The 16,815-nt window shown below is 65.9% G+C and carries 19 protein-coding genes; 13 read left to right on the top strand and 6 right to left on the bottom strand.

Going from position 1 to position 16,815, the window contains the following annotated elements:
* Positions 1–49: 49 nt before the first annotated feature.
* From ACLQ7E_RS03890 to ACLQ7E_RS03880, 3 genes are all read right to left on the bottom strand, one after another.
* On the bottom strand, positions 50–1,492 hold the full coding sequence (locus tag ACLQ7E_RS03890) for an amino acid permease (RefSeq protein ID WP_411731243.1): 1,443 nt from the start codon (positions 1,490–1,492) through the stop codon (positions 50–52).
* The gene (gene hisC / locus ACLQ7E_RS03885; RefSeq protein WP_411731242.1) at positions 1,485–2,564 is read right to left on the bottom strand and encodes a histidinol-phosphate transaminase; all 1,080 of its coding nucleotides are present in this window, start codon (positions 2,562–2,564) and stop codon (positions 1,485–1,487) included. Before hisC ends, ACLQ7E_RS03890 begins: the two co-directional genes overlap by 8 nt.
* A gap of 139 nt (positions 2,565–2,703) precedes the next feature.
* Positions 2,704–3,279 (bottom strand): Lrp/AsnC family transcriptional regulator, encoded by a 576-nt coding sequence (locus tag ACLQ7E_RS03880; RefSeq protein WP_411731241.1) that lies wholly within the window; start codon positions 3,277–3,279, stop codon positions 2,704–2,706.
* A 72-nt stretch (positions 3,280–3,351) separates the two neighbouring features.
* Between ACLQ7E_RS03880 and ACLQ7E_RS03875 the strand changes: the two genes are divergently transcribed.
* The 4 genes from ACLQ7E_RS03875 (at position 3,352) to ACLQ7E_RS03860 (ending at position 6,113) form a co-directional block, all read left to right on the top strand.
* Positions 3,352–3,990, top strand: a complete 639-nt coding sequence (locus ACLQ7E_RS03875) for an alpha/beta hydrolase (RefSeq protein WP_411731240.1) — start codon at positions 3,352–3,354, stop codon at positions 3,988–3,990.
* A 156-nt stretch (positions 3,991–4,146) separates the two neighbouring features.
* Positions 4,147–4,605: a DUF2871 domain-containing protein gene (locus tag ACLQ7E_RS03870; RefSeq protein WP_411731239.1), complete on the top strand. Its 459-nt coding sequence runs from the start codon at positions 4,147–4,149 to the stop codon at positions 4,603–4,605.
* A 162-nt stretch (positions 4,606–4,767) separates the two neighbouring features.
* Positions 4,768–5,076, top strand: a complete 309-nt coding sequence (locus ACLQ7E_RS03865; protein WP_411731238.1) for an anion permease — start codon at positions 4,768–4,770, stop codon at positions 5,074–5,076.
* Positions 5,077–5,291: 215 nt separating this feature from the next.
* Positions 5,292–6,113 carry a hypothetical protein gene (locus ACLQ7E_RS03860; RefSeq protein WP_411731237.1) on the top strand — a complete coding sequence of 274 codons (822 nt, stop codon included), beginning with the start codon at positions 5,292–5,294 and terminating at the stop codon, positions 6,111–6,113.
* On the opposite strand, the gene ACLQ7E_RS03855 is transcribed toward ACLQ7E_RS03860, so the two are convergent.
* Positions 6,110–7,381, bottom strand: a complete 1,272-nt coding sequence (locus ACLQ7E_RS03855) for a DUF445 domain-containing protein (RefSeq protein ID WP_411731236.1) — start codon at positions 7,379–7,381, stop codon at positions 6,110–6,112. The two genes, ACLQ7E_RS03860 and ACLQ7E_RS03855, sit on opposite strands and share 4 nt — an antisense overlap.
* Positions 7,382–7,496: 115 nt before the next feature.
* Here ACLQ7E_RS03855 and ACLQ7E_RS03850 point away from each other — a divergent pair, with 115 nt between their 5' ends.
* The 3 genes from ACLQ7E_RS03850 to ACLQ7E_RS03840 all read left to right on the top strand — a co-directional run bounded on the left by ACLQ7E_RS03850 (position 7,497) and on the right by ACLQ7E_RS03840 (position 9,596).
* Complete coding sequence (locus tag ACLQ7E_RS03850) at positions 7,497–8,357, top strand: glycerophosphodiester phosphodiesterase (RefSeq protein WP_411731235.1); 861 nt, start codon at positions 7,497–7,499, stop codon at positions 8,355–8,357.
* 187 nt (positions 8,358–8,544) lie between these two features.
* Positions 8,545–9,285 carry an AzlC family ABC transporter permease gene (locus ACLQ7E_RS03845; RefSeq protein ID WP_411731234.1) on the top strand — a complete coding sequence of 247 codons (741 nt, stop codon included), beginning with the start codon at positions 8,545–8,547 and terminating at the stop codon, positions 9,283–9,285.
* Positions 9,282–9,596: an AzlD domain-containing protein gene (locus ACLQ7E_RS03840; RefSeq protein WP_411731233.1), complete on the top strand. Its 315-nt coding sequence runs from the start codon at positions 9,282–9,284 to the stop codon at positions 9,594–9,596. The genes ACLQ7E_RS03845 and ACLQ7E_RS03840 overlap by 4 nt, the downstream gene beginning before the upstream one ends.
* A gap of 24 nt (positions 9,597–9,620) precedes the next feature.
* On the opposite strand, the gene ACLQ7E_RS03835 is transcribed toward ACLQ7E_RS03840, so the two are convergent.
* Positions 9,621–10,064, bottom strand: coding sequence for a hypothetical protein (locus ACLQ7E_RS03835; protein ID WP_411731232.1), 444 nt, complete (start codon positions 10,062–10,064; stop codon positions 9,621–9,623).
* Positions 10,065–10,211: 147 nt separating this feature from the next.
* On the opposite strand from ACLQ7E_RS03835, the gene ACLQ7E_RS03830 reads away from it, so the two are divergent.
* From ACLQ7E_RS03830 to ACLQ7E_RS03810, 5 genes are all read left to right on the top strand, one after another.
* Positions 10,212–10,517 carry an MTH1187 family thiamine-binding protein gene (locus tag ACLQ7E_RS03830; RefSeq protein WP_407606921.1) on the top strand — a complete coding sequence of 102 codons (306 nt, stop codon included), beginning with the start codon at positions 10,212–10,214 and terminating at the stop codon, positions 10,515–10,517.
* Between the two features lie 5 nt (positions 10,518–10,522).
* Complete coding sequence (locus ACLQ7E_RS03825) at positions 10,523–11,212, top strand: O-methyltransferase (RefSeq protein ID WP_411731231.1); 690 nt, start codon at positions 10,523–10,525, stop codon at positions 11,210–11,212.
* Positions 11,213–11,305: 93 nt separating this feature from the next.
* Positions 11,306–11,827: an N-acetyltransferase family protein gene (locus ACLQ7E_RS03820; RefSeq protein WP_411731230.1), complete on the top strand. Its 522-nt coding sequence runs from the start codon at positions 11,306–11,308 to the stop codon at positions 11,825–11,827.
* Positions 11,769–12,698 (top strand): spermidine synthase, encoded by a 930-nt coding sequence (locus ACLQ7E_RS03815; RefSeq protein ID WP_411731229.1) that lies wholly within the window; start codon positions 11,769–11,771, stop codon positions 12,696–12,698. Before ACLQ7E_RS03820 ends, ACLQ7E_RS03815 begins: the two co-directional genes overlap by 59 nt.
* 176 nt (positions 12,699–12,874) lie before the next feature.
* The gene (locus ACLQ7E_RS03810; RefSeq protein ID WP_411731228.1) at positions 12,875–14,008 is read left to right on the top strand and encodes a methyltransferase; all 1,134 of its coding nucleotides are present in this window, start codon (positions 12,875–12,877) and stop codon (positions 14,006–14,008) included.
* A gap of 93 nt (positions 14,009–14,101) precedes the next feature.
* Here the strand turns inward: ACLQ7E_RS03810 and ACLQ7E_RS03805 are convergent, their stop codons facing one another.
* On the bottom strand, positions 14,102–15,574 hold the full coding sequence (locus ACLQ7E_RS03805; protein WP_411731227.1) for an NCS2 family permease: 1,473 nt from the start codon (positions 15,572–15,574) through the stop codon (positions 14,102–14,104).
* Between the two features lie 170 nt (positions 15,575–15,744).
* Here ACLQ7E_RS03805 and ACLQ7E_RS03800 point away from each other — a divergent pair, with 170 nt between their 5' ends.
* Positions 15,745–16,716, top strand: coding sequence for a universal stress protein (locus tag ACLQ7E_RS03800; protein ID WP_411731226.1), 972 nt, complete (start codon positions 15,745–15,747; stop codon positions 16,714–16,716).
* Positions 16,717–16,815 lie beyond the last annotated feature (99 nt).

Here is a 16,815-nt window from a genome sequence, read left to right as displayed (position 1 = left end):
CCCCCGACGAATGTCGGGGGCCCGGCCGTTGCAGCAAGCGAACTGCCTGTCAGGAAACCCGGTTCTCGGGCCGCGACTCCTCGGCGGGAGCCGACGGCTGTGCCTCCGGCAAGGCAGCACCATCTGCCATGCGCCGCCTGCTCCGGCGCTGGGCCAGGGCGTTGAGCACGCCGATCGCCACCGTGAGTCCGAGGGTGGCGATCAGCTGGGTGCGGCTGGCCGGATCAAAGAGGGCCAGCACCACGATGCCCGCGAGCATCACCAGGGCCAGGATCGAAAGGTACGGGAACCCCGGCATCCGCACCGGCAGGTGGATGGAAGGATCCTTGTCGGCACGGATGCGCAGGATCAGCTGCGAGAGCGCAATGAATCCCCAGGTGACCAGCAACGTGGAACCCACCGCATTGAGCAGCATCGGCATGACCAAATCCGGGGCCAGGTAGTTCATGACCACCGCGATGGTGCACAGGATCACCGAGGCGGTCACCGCCACGTAGGGGGTCTTGTTCCGGTTGCGGACCTGGATGACCCGCGGGGCGATCCCGCGCTCGGAGAGCGATAGCAGCATGCGCGAGGCGGCATAGATGTTGGCGTTCATGGCCGAGAGCAGGGCGATGACCACCACCAGGGCCATGATCGAGTCGATCCACGGGATGTGGGCAAAGCTGAGCACCGCGACGAACGGGGAGGCGGCAAGCTCCGGCGAATACCAGGGCAGCACCGAGACCATCACCAGGGCCGAGCCAACATAGAAGACCAGCACGCGGAACAGCACGCCGCGAACTGCCTTGCGGATGGAAGTGCGCGGGTCGTCGCTTTCGGCCGCGGCAATAGCCACGATCTCGATGCCGCCAAAGGCGAAGATGACCATCAGCAGCCCGGCGCACAGGCCGACCACTCCATTGGGCAGGAAGCCGTCGTGGGCCACCAGGTTGGACAGTCCCGTTGCCGCCACGCCCGGCACCAGCCCGAGGATAATAGCCACGCCGATGCCGAGGAATGCCACGATCGCGGCGACCTTGAGGAAGGAGAACCAGTACTCGAACTGGCCGAAGCGTGCCACGTTGGCCAGGTTGACCGCGGTCAGCAGCGCCACGAAGACCAACGACCAGGTGCCCTGGGAAACACCGGGGAACCAGCCGCCAATGATGGCGGCGGCACCGGTGGCCTCGGCGGCGATGACGATGACTCCCTGGATCCAGTACAGCCAGCCGATGATGGCGCCGGCGTTGGGGCCCATGGCCTTGGTGGCATATACGGAGAAGGAGCCGGACGAAGGGTTGGCCGCGGCCATTTCGCCGAGCATGTTCATGATCAGGATGACCAGGAAACCGGCCAGGGCGAAAGCCAGGATGACGCTCGGGCCGGCCACGGCAACAGCCTGCCCGGAGCCAATGAACAGCCCGGCGCCAATGGCGCCGCCAAGGCCCATCATGGTGATCTGTCGGGTGTTCAGGCTCGCGGTCTTTGGAGCGACTGGGGTACTAGACATGGGCGGGGGCCTCCGTCAGTGCGGAAACGACTGCATTGGCGATGGCCTCGTTGGCCTCGGCGGATCCGATGGAGATCCGGATACCCTCCCCGGCAAAGGCGCGCGCCCAGATGCCTGACTCGCGCAGCGCCGCATCCACTGCCTCGGTGTCCTCGCCGGTGGAAAGCCAGATGAAGTTGGCCTGGGAATCGGTGACGTTGATTCCGGCTTCGCGCAGCGTGGCCAGCAGGGATTCGCGGGCGGCGACCAGCTCGTCGATGCGCACCTGAAGCTCGTCCTCGTGGTGAAGGCTGAGCACCGCGGCACGCTGGGCCAGCGCGGTGACGGCGAAGGGGATGGCGGTCTTGCGCAGGTTCGCCGCAACCCCGGCGGGCGCGACGGCGTAGCCGATGCGCAGCCCGGCCAGCCCGTAGGCCTTGGAGAAGGTGTGCAGCACCGCGACGTTGGGGTAGCGGCGGAAGAAATCCAGGCCGATGGCCGAACCGGCAGCGGTGTTGAAGTGGACGTAGGCCTCGTCGATGACCACCAGCACGTGGGCGGGGACCTTGGCCATGAAGGCATCGACCGCGGCGGCGTCAACCACGGTGCCCGTCGGGTTGTTGGGGTTGCAGATGAAGACCAGGGCGGTGCGCTCGGTGATGGCCTCGGCCATGGCGGCCAGGTCGTGGGTTCCGTCGGCATCCAGCGGCACCATCACCGGAGTCGCCCCGGCAACGTGGGTAAGGATGGGGTAGGCCTCGAAGGAACGCCAGGCGAAGATGACCTCGTCGCCGGGGTTGGTGGTCGCGTGGATCAGCTGTCCGGCGACCTCCACCGACCCGGCGCCCAGGGCGATGGTGTCCGGCTCCACGCCGAGTCGATCCGCCAGCATTCCGACCAGCTCGGGGGCCGCGGCGTTGGGGTACTGGTTGATGCTGCCCAGCTCGGACGAAAGCCCTGCGATGACCGAGCCCAACGGCGGGTAGGGGTTTTCGTTGGAGGAGAGCTTGAAGGCCTTCTCTGCCGCACCCGGTGTGGCACCCTGCTTGTAGGCGGGGATCGAGTTCAGGGAACTGCGCTGGGCAAGGGTCATGGGGTGCCTTTCGAAAAACAAGCTGCTCGCACGTCGCCGGTGACGTGACTCACAAAAGCTACGAAAATGAGCTCCGGCAGGTCAACTGCCCGGCGAAAGGCCGCACAAGATGTACACAAAGATCAGTGCGCGTCGTGAATCACTGGACATTGTGCCCAATGTTTTTTCTAGCAGCATTCAGCGTACCGCCATTGCGCAGCGAGCTGTTTCGCGCCCGGTTTCCGGGTTCGTCGGGGGTCTCGGGATTTTCGCGCGCGGCATCCCGCGCCAACGGGATGACCCTGTTCTCGAAGTGCGTTGCCAGCACGATGGATGAGGAGGCCCTGCCCATGCCCTCCGTGGCGGAGATCGCATCCAGCACCCGCTGCAGGTCGGCCGTGGAGCGGGCCACGATCTTCACCAAAAAGTCACTGGATCCCGAGACGGTGTGCAGCTCGAGGACCTCGGGGATCTGTGCAAGCTTCTCGGCCATGCCGGCATGCCCCAAATTTTGCTGGATCTGCAGCGAGCAGAATGCGGCGACCGGATAGCCCATTGCGGCCGCATCGATTTGCGGGGCAATGCGCGTGATCACCCCGGACTCATGCAGCCGGTTCAGCCGGTTTTGCACGGTGCCGCGGGCCACTCCCAGGCGCTTGGAGCACTCCATGACCCCGATGCCGGGAAAATCGGTGAAAAGCTCGATCAGCGACACGTCCAACGAATCGATTCTCATGCGCCCCAGTATGCGACCCCGGCCGCCGTGCGCGCGAATCGGCCAGGAGCGGGCACGCGCTACGGTGGATCCATGGACGAGGGAATCTATTCCCGGCCGGAGGGCCGGCGGACGGGCACAGACCTGGTCATGGTGCTCCATGGCTACGGCTCAAACCCCGAACGGATGACGGGCTGGTTCGATGAGCTTCCGCCGAATGCCACGGGGGTGGCGCTGCGCGGACCTATGGAAGTTGGCGGGGACAGGGGCTGGTTCCTGCTGGACTATTTCCTGGCCAATGACTTTGCCCGGGTGGTCTCGGCCGCACAGCACGTGTTCGACTGGCAGGACAAATATACCCGGGGCTACCGCTCGATCAGCCTGCTGGGGCATTCGCAGGGGATGGCCATGGCCACCACGTTGCATCGACTGCGCCCCGGAAGCTATGCCACGATCACTGGACTCAGCGGCTTTGTGCTCTCCAACGAGCTGCTAACCCTCACGGATGCCGCCCCGGAACCCGGGGAGGCTGTCCCGTTTTTCTGGGGCCGGGATCCGTACGACCTGGTGATCAACCCCGACGCCGTCGCCTACACGGGGCGGTGGCTCGCGGAATACACCGCGTTGACTTCCCGCACCTACCCGGAAATGGGGCACGGCTTCGGCGCCGACGAGCGCAGGGACGTGCGCAATTTCTACAAGCACTACCTCGCGGCCGAACGCCCCATGTGATTCCCTCCGGATGCAACCGCAATCAACCGGATGGGTGATCCGGTTGATTGCGCGTCCGGGCAAAGTGGATGGTGAGATGCGGCAAGGTCCGGGCCCGATGGCCTTGCCCGCACAACCATCGTTTGCCCGGGCCCCAGCGAAAGGAACCACACCGCCATGATGCGCTTGATGTACACGGCCTTTGTTTTTGGAATCACCGGGGTGCTCTCGGGCCTCTACTACCGCGAACTGACGAAGCTCAACGACTTCGCGGACCGCTCGGCATCCCAGCTGCCGCTGGTGCACACCCACCTGTTGGTGCTTGGCTTCGTGTTCCTGCTTATCGTGTTGGTGCTGGAGAGGCTCTTTGCCATTTCCGCCGTCGCGCCGCGCGCCTTCACCTGGTTCTACTGGCTGTGGACGATCGGCGTCGCGGTGACCGGCGGCATGATGCTCGTCAAGGGGACGCTGGTGGTGCTGGGCAAGGATGCGAGTTCTGCCGCCTTCGCCGGGATTGCCGGCCTGGGACACATTTCGTTGAGCGTTGGGGTCATCCTGCTCTTTGTTGCCTTGCGGGCGGCGCTCAAGACCGCTGACACCGCCGGCACGGACGCACCTGCGCTCGTTGGTCACTGAAGCGAAAGATGCTCCCGTGACGCGGCACGCTTCCGATTGAGGGAGGGTGCGGCACCCCAAGTGCGTCAGCGTGATATTGGTCGATGACCCCTGGAAATTGGGGTGCATTCGTGGGGCTTGAAAATGTTGGCTTGCCTCGGAATGTGAAAGATCGCGGCCATTGTGGGCCTGGGCCTGACGGAACTGACCAGTAACACGGCCACGGCCGCTGCATTCTTCCCCATCATGGGAGCGGTGGCCGTGGGTATCGGAATGGACCCGGTGCTGATGACAATCGTGATGACGCTCGCGGTCTGCTCGGCGTTCATGCTTCCGGTGGCAACGCCGTCCAACGCGGTTGCCTTCGGAACGGGAGAAGTCTTCATCAAGCAGATGGTCCGGGCCGGCATCTGGCTGAACCTGGTGGCGATCGTGCTGATCGTCGTCACGCTGTACACGTTGCTTCCACTCGCGTTCGGCATTCCAATCTGAGCCTTGCACGTTTTGTGGGCCCGGCAGGATTCGATTCCTGCCGGGCCCGCGGCATTCCAGGCTGGTGCTCCCCGGCTGACGTTTGGGGGCGCGCTGGCCCTTGTGATGGGGTGGGCGCCCTGTTCCGGCCAACAGCCGCCGTGGGCCCGTGTCGCTTATTCCCAGCGAGAATATGTTTACAACGACCGGCCCGGTGCCCATAGAGTGGGAGCAGGATGAAAAAGAACCCCATTACCTCCAGTGTCATTGGCCCGGACGGCAAGCCCAAGCCCGGGGTGCAGAGCGCCGTCATGAAGGCAGTCAGTGTGCAGCGGCCCCTGGTCCTGGCCTATTTGCGCCGCCTGCGCCGCAAGCACCCGGCCCACACCGCGGCGGAACTGGCCAAGCTGGTCGAACGCGACTACTTGCTGGCCATCACCGGATCCGGTGCGGCGGTGGGTGCGACGGCAGCAATCCCCGGCGTCGGAACCGTAGCAGCCCTGGGATTCTCGGCGGCGGCAACCGTTGGCTTCCTTGAGGCCAGTGCTCTCTACGCACAGTCGCTGGCCGAACTGCACGGCATCACCACCGAGGATCCGGACAAGGCCCGGCTGCTGGTCATGGCGATTCTCATGGGCGACGAGGGAAGTTCGATGATTTCCGCCCTGACGCACCAGGTCGCGGGACGCGGTGCAGGGCCCGTCCAGGGATGGGCAGCAATGTTCGGGGCCAACAAGCCCTCCAGTCTGTGGACGACCATGCAGGGAACCATGCAACGAACGTTCCTGAAGAAGATGCTTGCCACCCAGGGGGCTTCGATGCTCGGGAGGGTGGTTCCCTTTGGCATCGGAGCGGCTGTCGGCGGATTCGGCAACCGGTTCCTGGGCAAGAAGGTCATCGAGGCGGCGGCCCTTGCCTTTGGCACCCTGCCCACGACCATCCCCGGCCAGCTGGTCAGCGAGGGCGAACGCCTCGAGGCGCTCGCCGAGGTCGAAGCCGGAATAGAGGCAGAACGCCGGCGCCGCGGAACCAGTCTCGAAGCCGGTGAGAAAAGCTAACGCAGCAGGGCGTTGGCCACGGCGAAAATGGCCAGACCGGCCAGGGAACCCACGACGGTTCCGTTGATGCGGATGAACTGCAGGTCCCGTCCGACCTGCAGCTCGATCTTTTCGCTGGTCTCCTTGCCGTCCCAGCGGGCAACGGTGTCGGTGATCAGCGATGTGATTTGCCCGCTGTAGTTTTCCACGACGTAGACAACGGCGTTCGCCACCCACCCGTTGACCTTCGCTGCCAGCCGTGCATCGTCACGCAGCCTTGCGCCGAGGTCGCGGATCGCCGCAATCATGGACCTGCGCAGCTCGGAGCCGGGGTTTTCCATGGCATCGACGAGCGCGGCCTTGATGGATGACCAGCTGGTCGCGGCAAGTTCACGCAATTGCGCATCGCCAAGGAGGGAATGCTTCATGGCCTCGACCTTGGAAATCATTTCCGCATCAGACTGCATGTCAGCGGCAAACTTCTCCAGCCACGCATCGATGCTCAGGCGCATGGAATGGTGCGGGTCGTTCCGCACGGACTGAACGTACTTCTGCAATTCGCGGTGAAGCTTTTCACCCAGCAGCGTGTCAACCATCGCGGGGACCCACGAGGGCGAGCGCTCGGCGACCAGGGAAACGACCATCCGGCGGTTGTCGGCCACCCATTGCTCGGCCCGTTCGGCCAACAGGTCCACGGCCGGTTTGTGGTGCCCGTCGGCAATCACTCGCTCCATGATCCGGCCCAGCGTCGAGGACCACTCGGGGGCAAGCATGTGCTTCTTGGCCAGGGATTCCAGGAGCGCCAGGACGTCGCGGTCATCCAAGACCTCCAGTGTCGCCCCGATGACAGTGGAGACCTCCTGGGCCACGCGGGTGGCCGATTCTTCCTTGGTCAACCAGCCGCCGACGGTGCGCGAGACATCGAATTGCGCCAGCTTGGTGCCGACGACATCCCGGGAAAGGAAGTTTTCCTGAACGAACTGTCCCAGGCTCTCGCCAATTTGGTCCTTCTTGCGAGGGATGATCGCCGTGTGCGGGATTTTCAGCCCCATGGGGTGCTTGAACAACGCGGTGACGGCGAACCAGTCGGCCAGCGCACCGACCATGCCGCCCTCGGCGGCGGCCCTCACGTACTCAAGCCAGGGGTGGCTGTGCTGCAGGGCGAAGGCCGCGGCGAAGATCACCGCCATGATGACCAACAATCCTGTGGCAAGGCGTTTCATCTTGCGCAGCGCGATCGCCTTGGCGGCGTCGTTCGCGGGGGCAAGGCTGAATCCGGTTGACGTCATGGGCTGCGGCTCCCTTGGCCTGGACTTGCGGATGGAACAGGTTTCAACGATAGTTCACGCAGCAACAGGCGCGGCAAGCGGCGCGGGATACAGGCCCGGCGGTAGCGTAAACGGCATGCAAACCCTTGTCTATGCCCACCGCGGCTCATCGAATGCCTACGCGGAGAACACGCGCGCCGCGTACATGCAGGCCCTGGCTGACGGGGCGGACGGCATCGAATGCGACATCCACCTGAGCTCCGACGGATTTGTGGTGTGCCACCACGACCCGACGGTGGACCGGACCTCTGACTCAAGCGGAAGGGTCGGGGAAAAGACGCTGGCCGAACTGAAGGCACTTGATTTCTCGTCCTGGAAGAACCCCCGGATTCCAGAGGCCTACGGGAAACTTCACGAGCAGTTGGTGACCCTGCGCGAATTGGTGTGGCTCATGCAGGATGCCGGCCGACCCGTGGGCCTCGCCGTGGAAATCAAGCATCCAAGTCCCTTTGGCCGGCAATTGGAAGAGGCCATGATCGCCGAGCTGCAGGCCATGGGTTGGGAAGCGGAAACCTCCATGCTGGGCGATATCTACGTTTCCTTCATGAGCTTTGACCCCGGATCGGTGCGCTACCTGATGGAGCGGATCCCAGCCGTGCATGTCTGCCAGCTGGTCACCGAGGTCGACGAAGAGTGGATCGAAGAGTTGGTCAAGGCCGGGGAGAGCGACCGCGCCGGCGTGGCAGCGGTATTGGCCAGGGCCATGACCGAGGGAGTGGAGTTGCTGAGTTCCGGGGTTCCGCAATTCGCGGGTCCCGGGGTCGCCTATATGCGCAAACATCCCCGGGTGACCAACGAATGGCTGGCCCGCGGCGCAACGCTCCGGGTATGGACAGTGGATGACCCCATGGACGCCAGCTATCTCGTTGACCGGGGCGTCACCCAGCTCACCAGCAACGTCCCGGCCGTCATCAAGGCGCACCTCGGCCTGGACTAGGACAGGGACACGGACACGCCCTCGAGTCCTGCAGAAAATGTACTCGGGCGGACACTCGGTCGGATTCCCGGATCCCCTTGCCAGGCACGACTGGTGGGCACGCCGAGATCCCGAGTGCCAAGACCGGGCTCGGACCGGGCTCGGACCGGGGCATCCGCCGTGAGCGATACGTGAAACGGCCGCACCGATGACTAAGCTTGATGCCGTGCCACTGCAAATGACTCCCGCCACCAAGACGGCTCTTTCCATCTCCGTGGCGACGGGTCTTTACGGAATTTCCTTCGGCGCCTTGGGCATTGCCGCCGGCCTGAATTTCTGGCAGGTCATCGCGCTGAGCCTGCTCATGTTTACCGGTGGCTCGCAATTTGCGTTCATTGGCGTGATCGCCGGTGGCGGCGGCCCGGGAGCGGCCTTTGGTGCAGCCACGCTCCTGGGCGTGAGAAATTCCGTCTACGGCCTGCAAGTCAAGGCCATGCTCAAGCCGCGTGGGTTGAAGAAGCTCGCCGCCGCACAGGTGACCATCGACGAGTCCGCGGCCACTGCTGCGGGCCAGAGTGATCCGGGCGAACAAAGGCGTGGGTTCTGGGTGGCCGGAATCGGCGTATACGTCTTGTGGAATATCTTCACGGTGGTGGGCGCGCTACTGGGTGACGCGCTGGGGGATCCTAAGGCCTGGGGCCTTGACGGTGCAGCCGTGGCCGCATTCCTGGGCCTGCTGTGGCCACGCCTGAAATCCGCCGAGCCGGTGGCCATCGCCGCGGTCTGCGCGCTTGCCACGGTCCTGGCGATCCCGCTGGTGCCGCCCGGCGTTCCGATCCTCGTGGCAGCGGTCGTCGCAGGGGTCTGGGGCTACTTCGGCCGGGGACCGGCCACCGAGGGGCTCGAACCGGATGTCGAGCCGCACAACGTCTCGAACGGTGACCGATGAGTGAATTGTGGTGGTGGACCCTTGCCGGTTGCGCCGCGGCGTACGGGATCAAGCTGCTGGGGTACCTGGTCCCGGAGAAGATCCTCGAAAACGAGCGGGTGACCCGCGCCGCGGGCACCCTGACCATCGGGCTGCTGGCCTCGCTGACCATCGTCAACACGGTCGCCAGCGGGACCAGCGTGGAATTCGACGCGAGGCTGGCCGCCTTGGTCGCGGCCGGAGTAGCACTGCTGTTGCGGGCGCCGTTCCTCGTGGTGGTCATTGCAGGTGCCGGGGCGGCGGCACTGGCGCGATACCTGGGTTGGGGCTGAGGGTAGCCGCGACGCGCCCGAAAGCTACTTTTGCGGGCCTGCTGCACCGGGGCCGGTGGAATAGACGAGCGTCGAGTACGTGTTGCCTCGCTCGAGCACGATCGACACCCTGCTGGGACGCGCCTCGGGGGTGACGGGGATGTCGACTGTGGCAATATTCCTGTCGCAGGGGACCACCAGTCCGCCCCCCTGATCCAGGGAGAGTTGCAGTTTGCCCTGGCCTTGGCACACCGCCAGCACGGTCAGCCGGGTTCCCCGGTATTTGCCGAGTGCAGCAGTTGCCGTGACCTCGGCTTGGTCGGCCGATCCCATGCCCATGAGCACCTTGGCCTCGCCGGGAACCAGCGTCATGAGGTCACCCAGCACCGCGGCGGTCGAGGCTGCAGCCGGAGGTTCGGGTGCCGCGGAGCACCCAGACATGGCGTACAGCAAGGCAAGTGCCGCGCCGATCCGTACGAGCTGTCCCAAGATCCCGCCCCCCAAATTTTGTCACGTGGATCGAGCTTCGCAGAGCACCTGGCCCTTGGCAAGGAAAATGCCGAAGGGATTGCGTTGCAAGTCGTTTTCGCGATGTCTGCAAGTGACATGTCGGGGCCGCAGTGGCACAGTGGAAGCATGATTGTTGCCTTTTCCGTAGCCCCCAGCACCGATAACACCGACGGATCGGTCCACGACGCGGTGGCCGCCGCCGTCAAGGTGGTCCGGGAGTCGGGCCTGCCCAACTCCACCTCTTCCATGTTCACGGAGCTGGAGGGCGAATGGGACGAGGTCATGGATGTCGTCAAGCGCGCCACCGAGGCCGTTGCCGCCTATGGATCGCGCGTTTCCCTGGTGCTCAAGGCCGATATCCGCCCGGGCTACAGCGGGGAAATCACCGGCAAGATCGAACGACTGGAAAAGGCCATTAGCGAGCAGGAGTAGCAAGCATGGACACCTCGGCGACTTCCGCCAGCCCCATCGACGTCGACAAATTCCTTGTGGAAAAGCTGCTTGCCCCGGAACCGGAAATGGCGGCGGCGCGCGAGCGAGCGCACCAGGCCGGACTTCCCCACATTGAAGTCAGCGAGGTGCAGGGAAAGTTCCTGATGTTGCTGGCCCAGATTGCAGGTGCCAAGCGGGTGCTGGAAATCGGCACGCTTGGCGGCTACTCCACCACCTGGCTGGCGCGCGGGGTGGGCCCCGACGGGCACGTGACCACCTGCGAATACGAGCCGTTGCATGCCCGGGTGGCAGCGGACAACCTTGCGGCCTGCGGGGTCGAGGAACGGGTGGAAATCCGCATCGGCACCGCCCTGGACACCCTCGACTCCCTCTTGGCCGAGGGTGTGGAGCCCTTTGACCTGTTCTTCATCGACGCAGACAAGGAAAACAACGCCCACTACATCGACCTGGCGGTCATGTTGGGCCGTCCCGGCAGCGTCATCGTGGTGGACAACGTGGTCCGTGAAGGGGCAGTGCTCCAGGCCGGGGACCCGCTCACCGATGCCGGGCGCCTGGTCAACGGCGTGCGGCGGGGGATCGACGTGCTGGGTTCCAATCCGCGCGTGGATGCCACGGCCCTGCAGACCGTCGGCGTCAAGGGCTGGGACGGGTTTGCCGTGGCGGTCGTCCGCTAGAAGGACCGGGTCCACCCACCGCACGGCCGAGGATACTTAGAGGTCCATCACGGCTTTCGTCTCCCGGACCCCGAAGCACATAGGCTTGCCCCTGTGACTACAGAGCCCTACGCTATTCGCCTTGCCGTGCCCGAAGACATCCCTGCCGCCCTTCAGATGAAGCTGAAGTCCTGGGAAGAGGCCTATGGCAGCCAGCGGCCTGCATCCTTCTTTGCCAATGCCCGCGCTGCCCTTGAGCAGCAGGGCGACTGGTGGATCCGCGGGCTGGCCCAGGGCGCCGAGCTGTGGATCGCCACCGACCCCGCCGGGAACATCGTCGGGATTGCCGGCGGCGGTCCCGCGGCCGACGACGACTCCGACACCGGGATCGGCATTGAATTGCAGCTCCTCTACGTCCTGGCGGCCGATCACGGCACCGGGCTCGGCGGGCGGCTGCTTGAGGCAGTGCTGGGGGACCGCGCAGCCGTGCTTTGGGTCCTCGAGCACAACCCGCGCGCCCATGCCTTCTACGCCAAGCACGGCTTCGAGGCCGACGGCCGCATCGAGGCGCTGGTCGATGACTGGGCCGGACTCAACGAGATCCGCATGGTCCGGCACGGTGCCCAACGTGGCTAAGGGCAAGAACAAGCGCGCCAAGAACAACTCCCCGGTACAAACCGATGCTCCCGCGGCGCCGGAGGACGGCCCGCTCGAGGGCATCTACCCCATTGACACCGGCACCGCCGAGCTGGAGCGCGACCCCTATTCGCCCACCGGCTGGCTGCTGCGGATCAACGACGTGCCCTCCTCGCACGTGGACCTGGCAGCACCCGGGCACCTCGACTTCGAGTACATGCGCTGGATCGCCGCGCTCATCCGCTCCCGCTTCAACCCGGGCGAGATCGAGTCCCAGGGCCACAAGCTCCGCGCCCTGCACCTGGGTGGAGGCGCCTGCTCCATGGCCCGCTGGGCCGCAGACACCTACCCCAACGCCCGCCAGCTGGTCGTGGAACTCGACGGCAAGCTCGCCGCCCTGGTCCGGGCCTGGTTCGACTTGCCGCGGGCGCCGCTGCTGCGGATCCGCGTCGGGGAAGCCGGCGAGGTGCTGGGCACGCTCACCGAGGCCACCCGCGACCTGATCATCCGCGATGTCTTCGCCGGGGACCAGACACCCAAGGACCTGACCACCCTGGCCTTCACCGCCCAGGCGGCCCGGGTGCTGGATGTCGACGGCCTGTACATCGTGAACTGCGGGGACACCCCCGCGCTGGAAAACGCCCGGCGGGAGGCCGCCACCATCGGCGCCCTCTTCAAGCACGTGGCCATCGTCGCCGACCCGACCATGCTCAAGGGCAGGCGCCACGGCAACGTCATCATCGCCGGCTCCAACGCACCGATCCCCGCGGGTGCGGAATTCATCCGCGAGCTGCTCGGCGGCGGCGTCCCTGCCCAGCACTGGGACGATGCCACGGTGCGCACCTTCGCGCGCTTCGCCACCGCGGTGTAGCCCGGCGGCAGCCCCTGGTGCGGCAACGGGTGCCTGCCCGCCGGCCACTATAGGCTTGGGTTCGCGCGGATCCTCCCGATCCGCGCGTTTGGACAGGCTGCGCAGCGGATCCACTGCGTCGACGTTGCACGGCACCCACCCCCCCACCCACGTTGAGCAGGAGCGTCCGCACCGCCATGAACACCCCCGCAACAGTTTCCTGGACACACCACGGCCTGGAGAGCACGGCGCTGTGGTCCTCGGCCAGCTCCGCCCCGCCGCCGAAGGCCATCGTCGAGGTCGACGACTCCCTGGGTGCCGACGAGGCCTACCGGATGGCCACCGGTGGCACCGGAATGCTGTTCACCGGGGATTACCACAACGCCCGCCAGCTGCTCAGCGCCATCGCCCGCCGCATCCCGGCCGGCGGCAAGGCCAAGCGAACGGCCGCGGCGCCCACGACCGCGGAACGCTTCTACAAGTACCGCCAGGCCCGCACGCACCGGGCCCGGATCCTGTCGATGCTCCTGGTCCCGGTGGGCCCCGGGCCGGCCGTTTCCCTGCGCCGCGCCCCCGACGTCACCGAGGCCTGGACCAACGCCTTCGGCCCGGTCGACGAACCGGTGGTCGTGTCCCTGCAGGAACTGCTCGGAGCCATTGGCGCCCAGCAATGGCGCAGCACCGGGCTGCACGTCGCCGCGCTGGACGCGAAGATCCACCCCCACTACGGCACCTTTGCCCCGGTGCGCGGGGAATACCTGGACCTGGTGGCCCGCGCCGAGCTTCCCGGCCTCGGGCGGGCCTTCGACATCGGCACCGGCACCGGCGTGCTTGCAGCGATCCTGGCCAGGCGCGGGGTCGCCGAGGTGATCGGCACCGACTCGCAGGACCGCGCCGTCGCCTGTGCGCAGGCGAATCTTGAAGCGCTGGGGCTGGATGGGCGGGCGCGGGCCGTGAAGCAGGACATGTTCCCCGAAGGCCGGGCCGATGTGGTGGTCTGCAACCCGCCGTGGCTGCCGGGCACGCCGCAGACGCTGCTCGACTACGCGGTCTACGACCCCAAGTCCGCGATGTTGCGGGCTTTCCTCGCGCACCTGCCCGCGCACCTGCTCGAGGGCGGTCAGGGCTGGCTGGTCATCTCCGACCTGGCCGAGCGGCTGGGGCTGCGCACCCGCGAGGAACTGCTGGGCTGGATCGGGGACGCCGGGCTGGTGGTGCTGGGGCGCGATGACACCGTCCCTGCCCACGGGCGGGCCGCCGATGCCTCGGACCCGTTTCACGTGGAACGCTCCGGTGAAGTCACCTCGCTGTGGAAACTCGGTGTGAAGTAGCCGCCACCCTCCAAACGGCAGGGCAAAAAGGAAGCGGGCGGGGGACTTGAGTCCCCTGCCCGCTTCCTTGGTTTTCGTGCGTGGCTGGCGTGCCTAGATGCCGATGGCCTGCTCGATGACGCCGATGCCGAAGAACAGCACGAAGGCGCCGGCGACTGCCCACATCAGCGGGTGCACCTCGCGCGCCCGGCCCTGGATGGAGCGGATGAAGACGAAGGCGACAAAGCCCGCCCCGATGCCGTTGGCGATCGAGTAGGTGAACGGCATCAGCACGAACGTCAGGAACGCCGGGATGGCCACGCCCCAGTCGTTCCAGTCGATCTTGGAAACGTGCGAGATCATCATGAAGCCGACAACCACCAGGGCCGGGGCGACAGCCTCGAACGGCACCAGGTGGATCAGCGGGGTCAGGAACATGGCGGCCAGGAACAACACGCCGGTGACGATGGAAGCCAGGCCTGTGCGGGCGCCCTCGCCGATGCCCGCGCCGGATTCGACGTAGATCTGGCTGGAGGAGCCCGAGGCTCCGCCGCCGACGACGGCGCCCATGGCGTCAACCAGCAGCACCTTGTCCACGTCCGGGATGTTCCCGTTCTCATCGACGGTCCCGGCCTCGTTGGCCAGTCCCACCATGGTGCCCATGGCGTCGAAGAAGATCGACAGCAGGATCACGAAGGCCAGCAGCAGGGCGGAGGTCGCGCCCAGGGTGCTGAAGGCACCGAAGACATTGGCCTGGCCCACCAGGGACAGGTCCGGAAGCGCCCAGGTGGGCATCGACGGGGCCACCAGGGACCAGCCCTGCGGGTTGGCCGTACCGGTGGCCGCATCGAAGGACGGGCCGATCTTGAAGACGGCCTCGAGGACGTTGGCCAGGATCGCGGAGACCACGATGCCGATGAGGATGGCCCCCTTGGTCTGGCGCACGACCAGGGCGATGGTGAGCAGCAGGCCGACGATGAACACCAGGATCGGCCAGCCGGTCAGGACGCCGTCAAAGCCCAGGCCCACAGGGACGGTGGTGCCGGCGGCATCCGGGACGCGGCGCACGAAGCCGGCGTTGACCAACCCGATGAGCGCGATGAACATGCCGATGCCGACCACGATGGCGGACTTGAGGCTGGTGGGCACCGCGTTGAACACGGCGGTCCGGAATCCGGTGAGCACCAGCACCAGCATGGTCACGCCGGAAATGACGACAAGTCCCATGACGTCGGGCCAGGTGAGTCCCGGGTTGGCGGCAACCGTGACGGCGATGAAGGCGTTGACGCCCAGGCCTGCGGCCATGGCGAACGGGTGCTTGGCCCATGCCCCCATGAGGATCGTCATGATGCCTGCGACCAGGGCGGTGACGGCAGCGACGCGGGCCGAACCCAGCGAGTCGCCGTTGGAGTCGGCACCGGAAAGGATCAGCGGGTTGAGCACCACGATGTAGCTCATGGCGAAGAAGGTGGCGAAGCCGCCACGGATCTCCCGCGAATAATTCGAGCCGCGTTCGGTGATCTTGAAATACCTGTCCAGACGTGACAGATCGGTCCTTTTGGGGATGGTTTTTTCCAGAGAGGGCATGGGTGAATTATAGTTCGGCTTTACGCCGCTAGGCGAAAAACCAGGGGAGAAATGCGCCACGCTCGACGACAGATAGACCCACGTCACACTGTGGTAGACAATGGGGGTACGGGACCTCGTACGGGGGAAGCCCGGGAGGACTCAGGCCGTTACACGTAGGAGTGAAGACGATGAGCGAAAACAGCAAGTCCCAGGGTGGCGCCGAGGTCATCGAAGGAATCGTTGTCGGCGTAGACGGTTCGGACCAGGGCCTCTGCGCCCTGAAATGGGCGGCCCAGGAAGCCAAGAGGCGCGGTAGCGTCTTGAATATCGTGACCGCCTATACGATCCCGGTCTTCGCCGCTTCCTCCATGGACGCCGGCTATGCCACGCTGGATGACCAATTGATCCGCAATGGTGCGGAGGAGGTCGTCCGCCAGGCGCGGGCCACGATCACCGATACGGACATCACGGTGCGCACCTACATCGAGTCGGGCGATCCCGCCGGGGTACTGCTGGATTTGAGTCGCCAGGCCGAACTCGTCGTGGTCGGCACCCGAGGCCGTGGCGGCTTCGTGGGAAGGCTGCTCGGTTCGGTTTCCAGCGCGCTGCCGGCGCACGCCAAGTGCCCCACCGTCGTGGTTCCGCTGTGCGTATCCAAGCGCGACGAGAACGCCACGCAGGTCCAGGACCGGATTGTTGTCGGTGTCGACGGATCCGACCGGGCGCGCCTGGCGGTGCTGGTGGCAGCCGAGCTGGCAGCGACCCGCGGCCTGAAGCTTCGCGTGGTGTGTGCCCTGGCCCCGATCAGTGGTGCGCTGGCCTGGATGCCGGCGACCGTTGACCAGGAAGCGGTCACGGCCGACGTGCGCCACCAGATGGGGATCGGCAAGGCCTGGCTGCAGAGCCTGTTCCCGGGCCTCGAGATTGAAATCGACGTCATCGACGGCGCCCCGGTGGAGATCCTGATCCGCGAATCCGAGACGGCACTGCTGCTGGTGACCGGCTCGCGTGGTCGCGGCGGCTTTGCCGGGATGCTGCTGGGCTCGACCAGCCAGGGCGTGCTGCACCACTCCAAAGGCCCTGTCATGGTGGTCCCCGACGGGGACGACCCGAGACTTGCCACGCGCCAGGAGTTCGAGGACAGGGCCAACGGCCTCTAAGTCGTTTCTCCCGTCAAATGCGTGAGGGGGTGGGGGGCCAATGGTGGTTGGCCCCCCCCCCCCCGATTTTTGTTTGGGGGGGGGGGGGGGTGGGTGGGG

Source organism: Paeniglutamicibacter sp. (genome assembly GCF_046714615.1).
Classification (GTDB): domain Bacteria; phylum Actinomycetota; class Actinomycetes; order Actinomycetales; family Micrococcaceae; genus Paeniglutamicibacter.
Note: the sequence above shows the minus strand (reverse complement) of the source record. Positions and strands in the feature narration are given on the sequence as shown.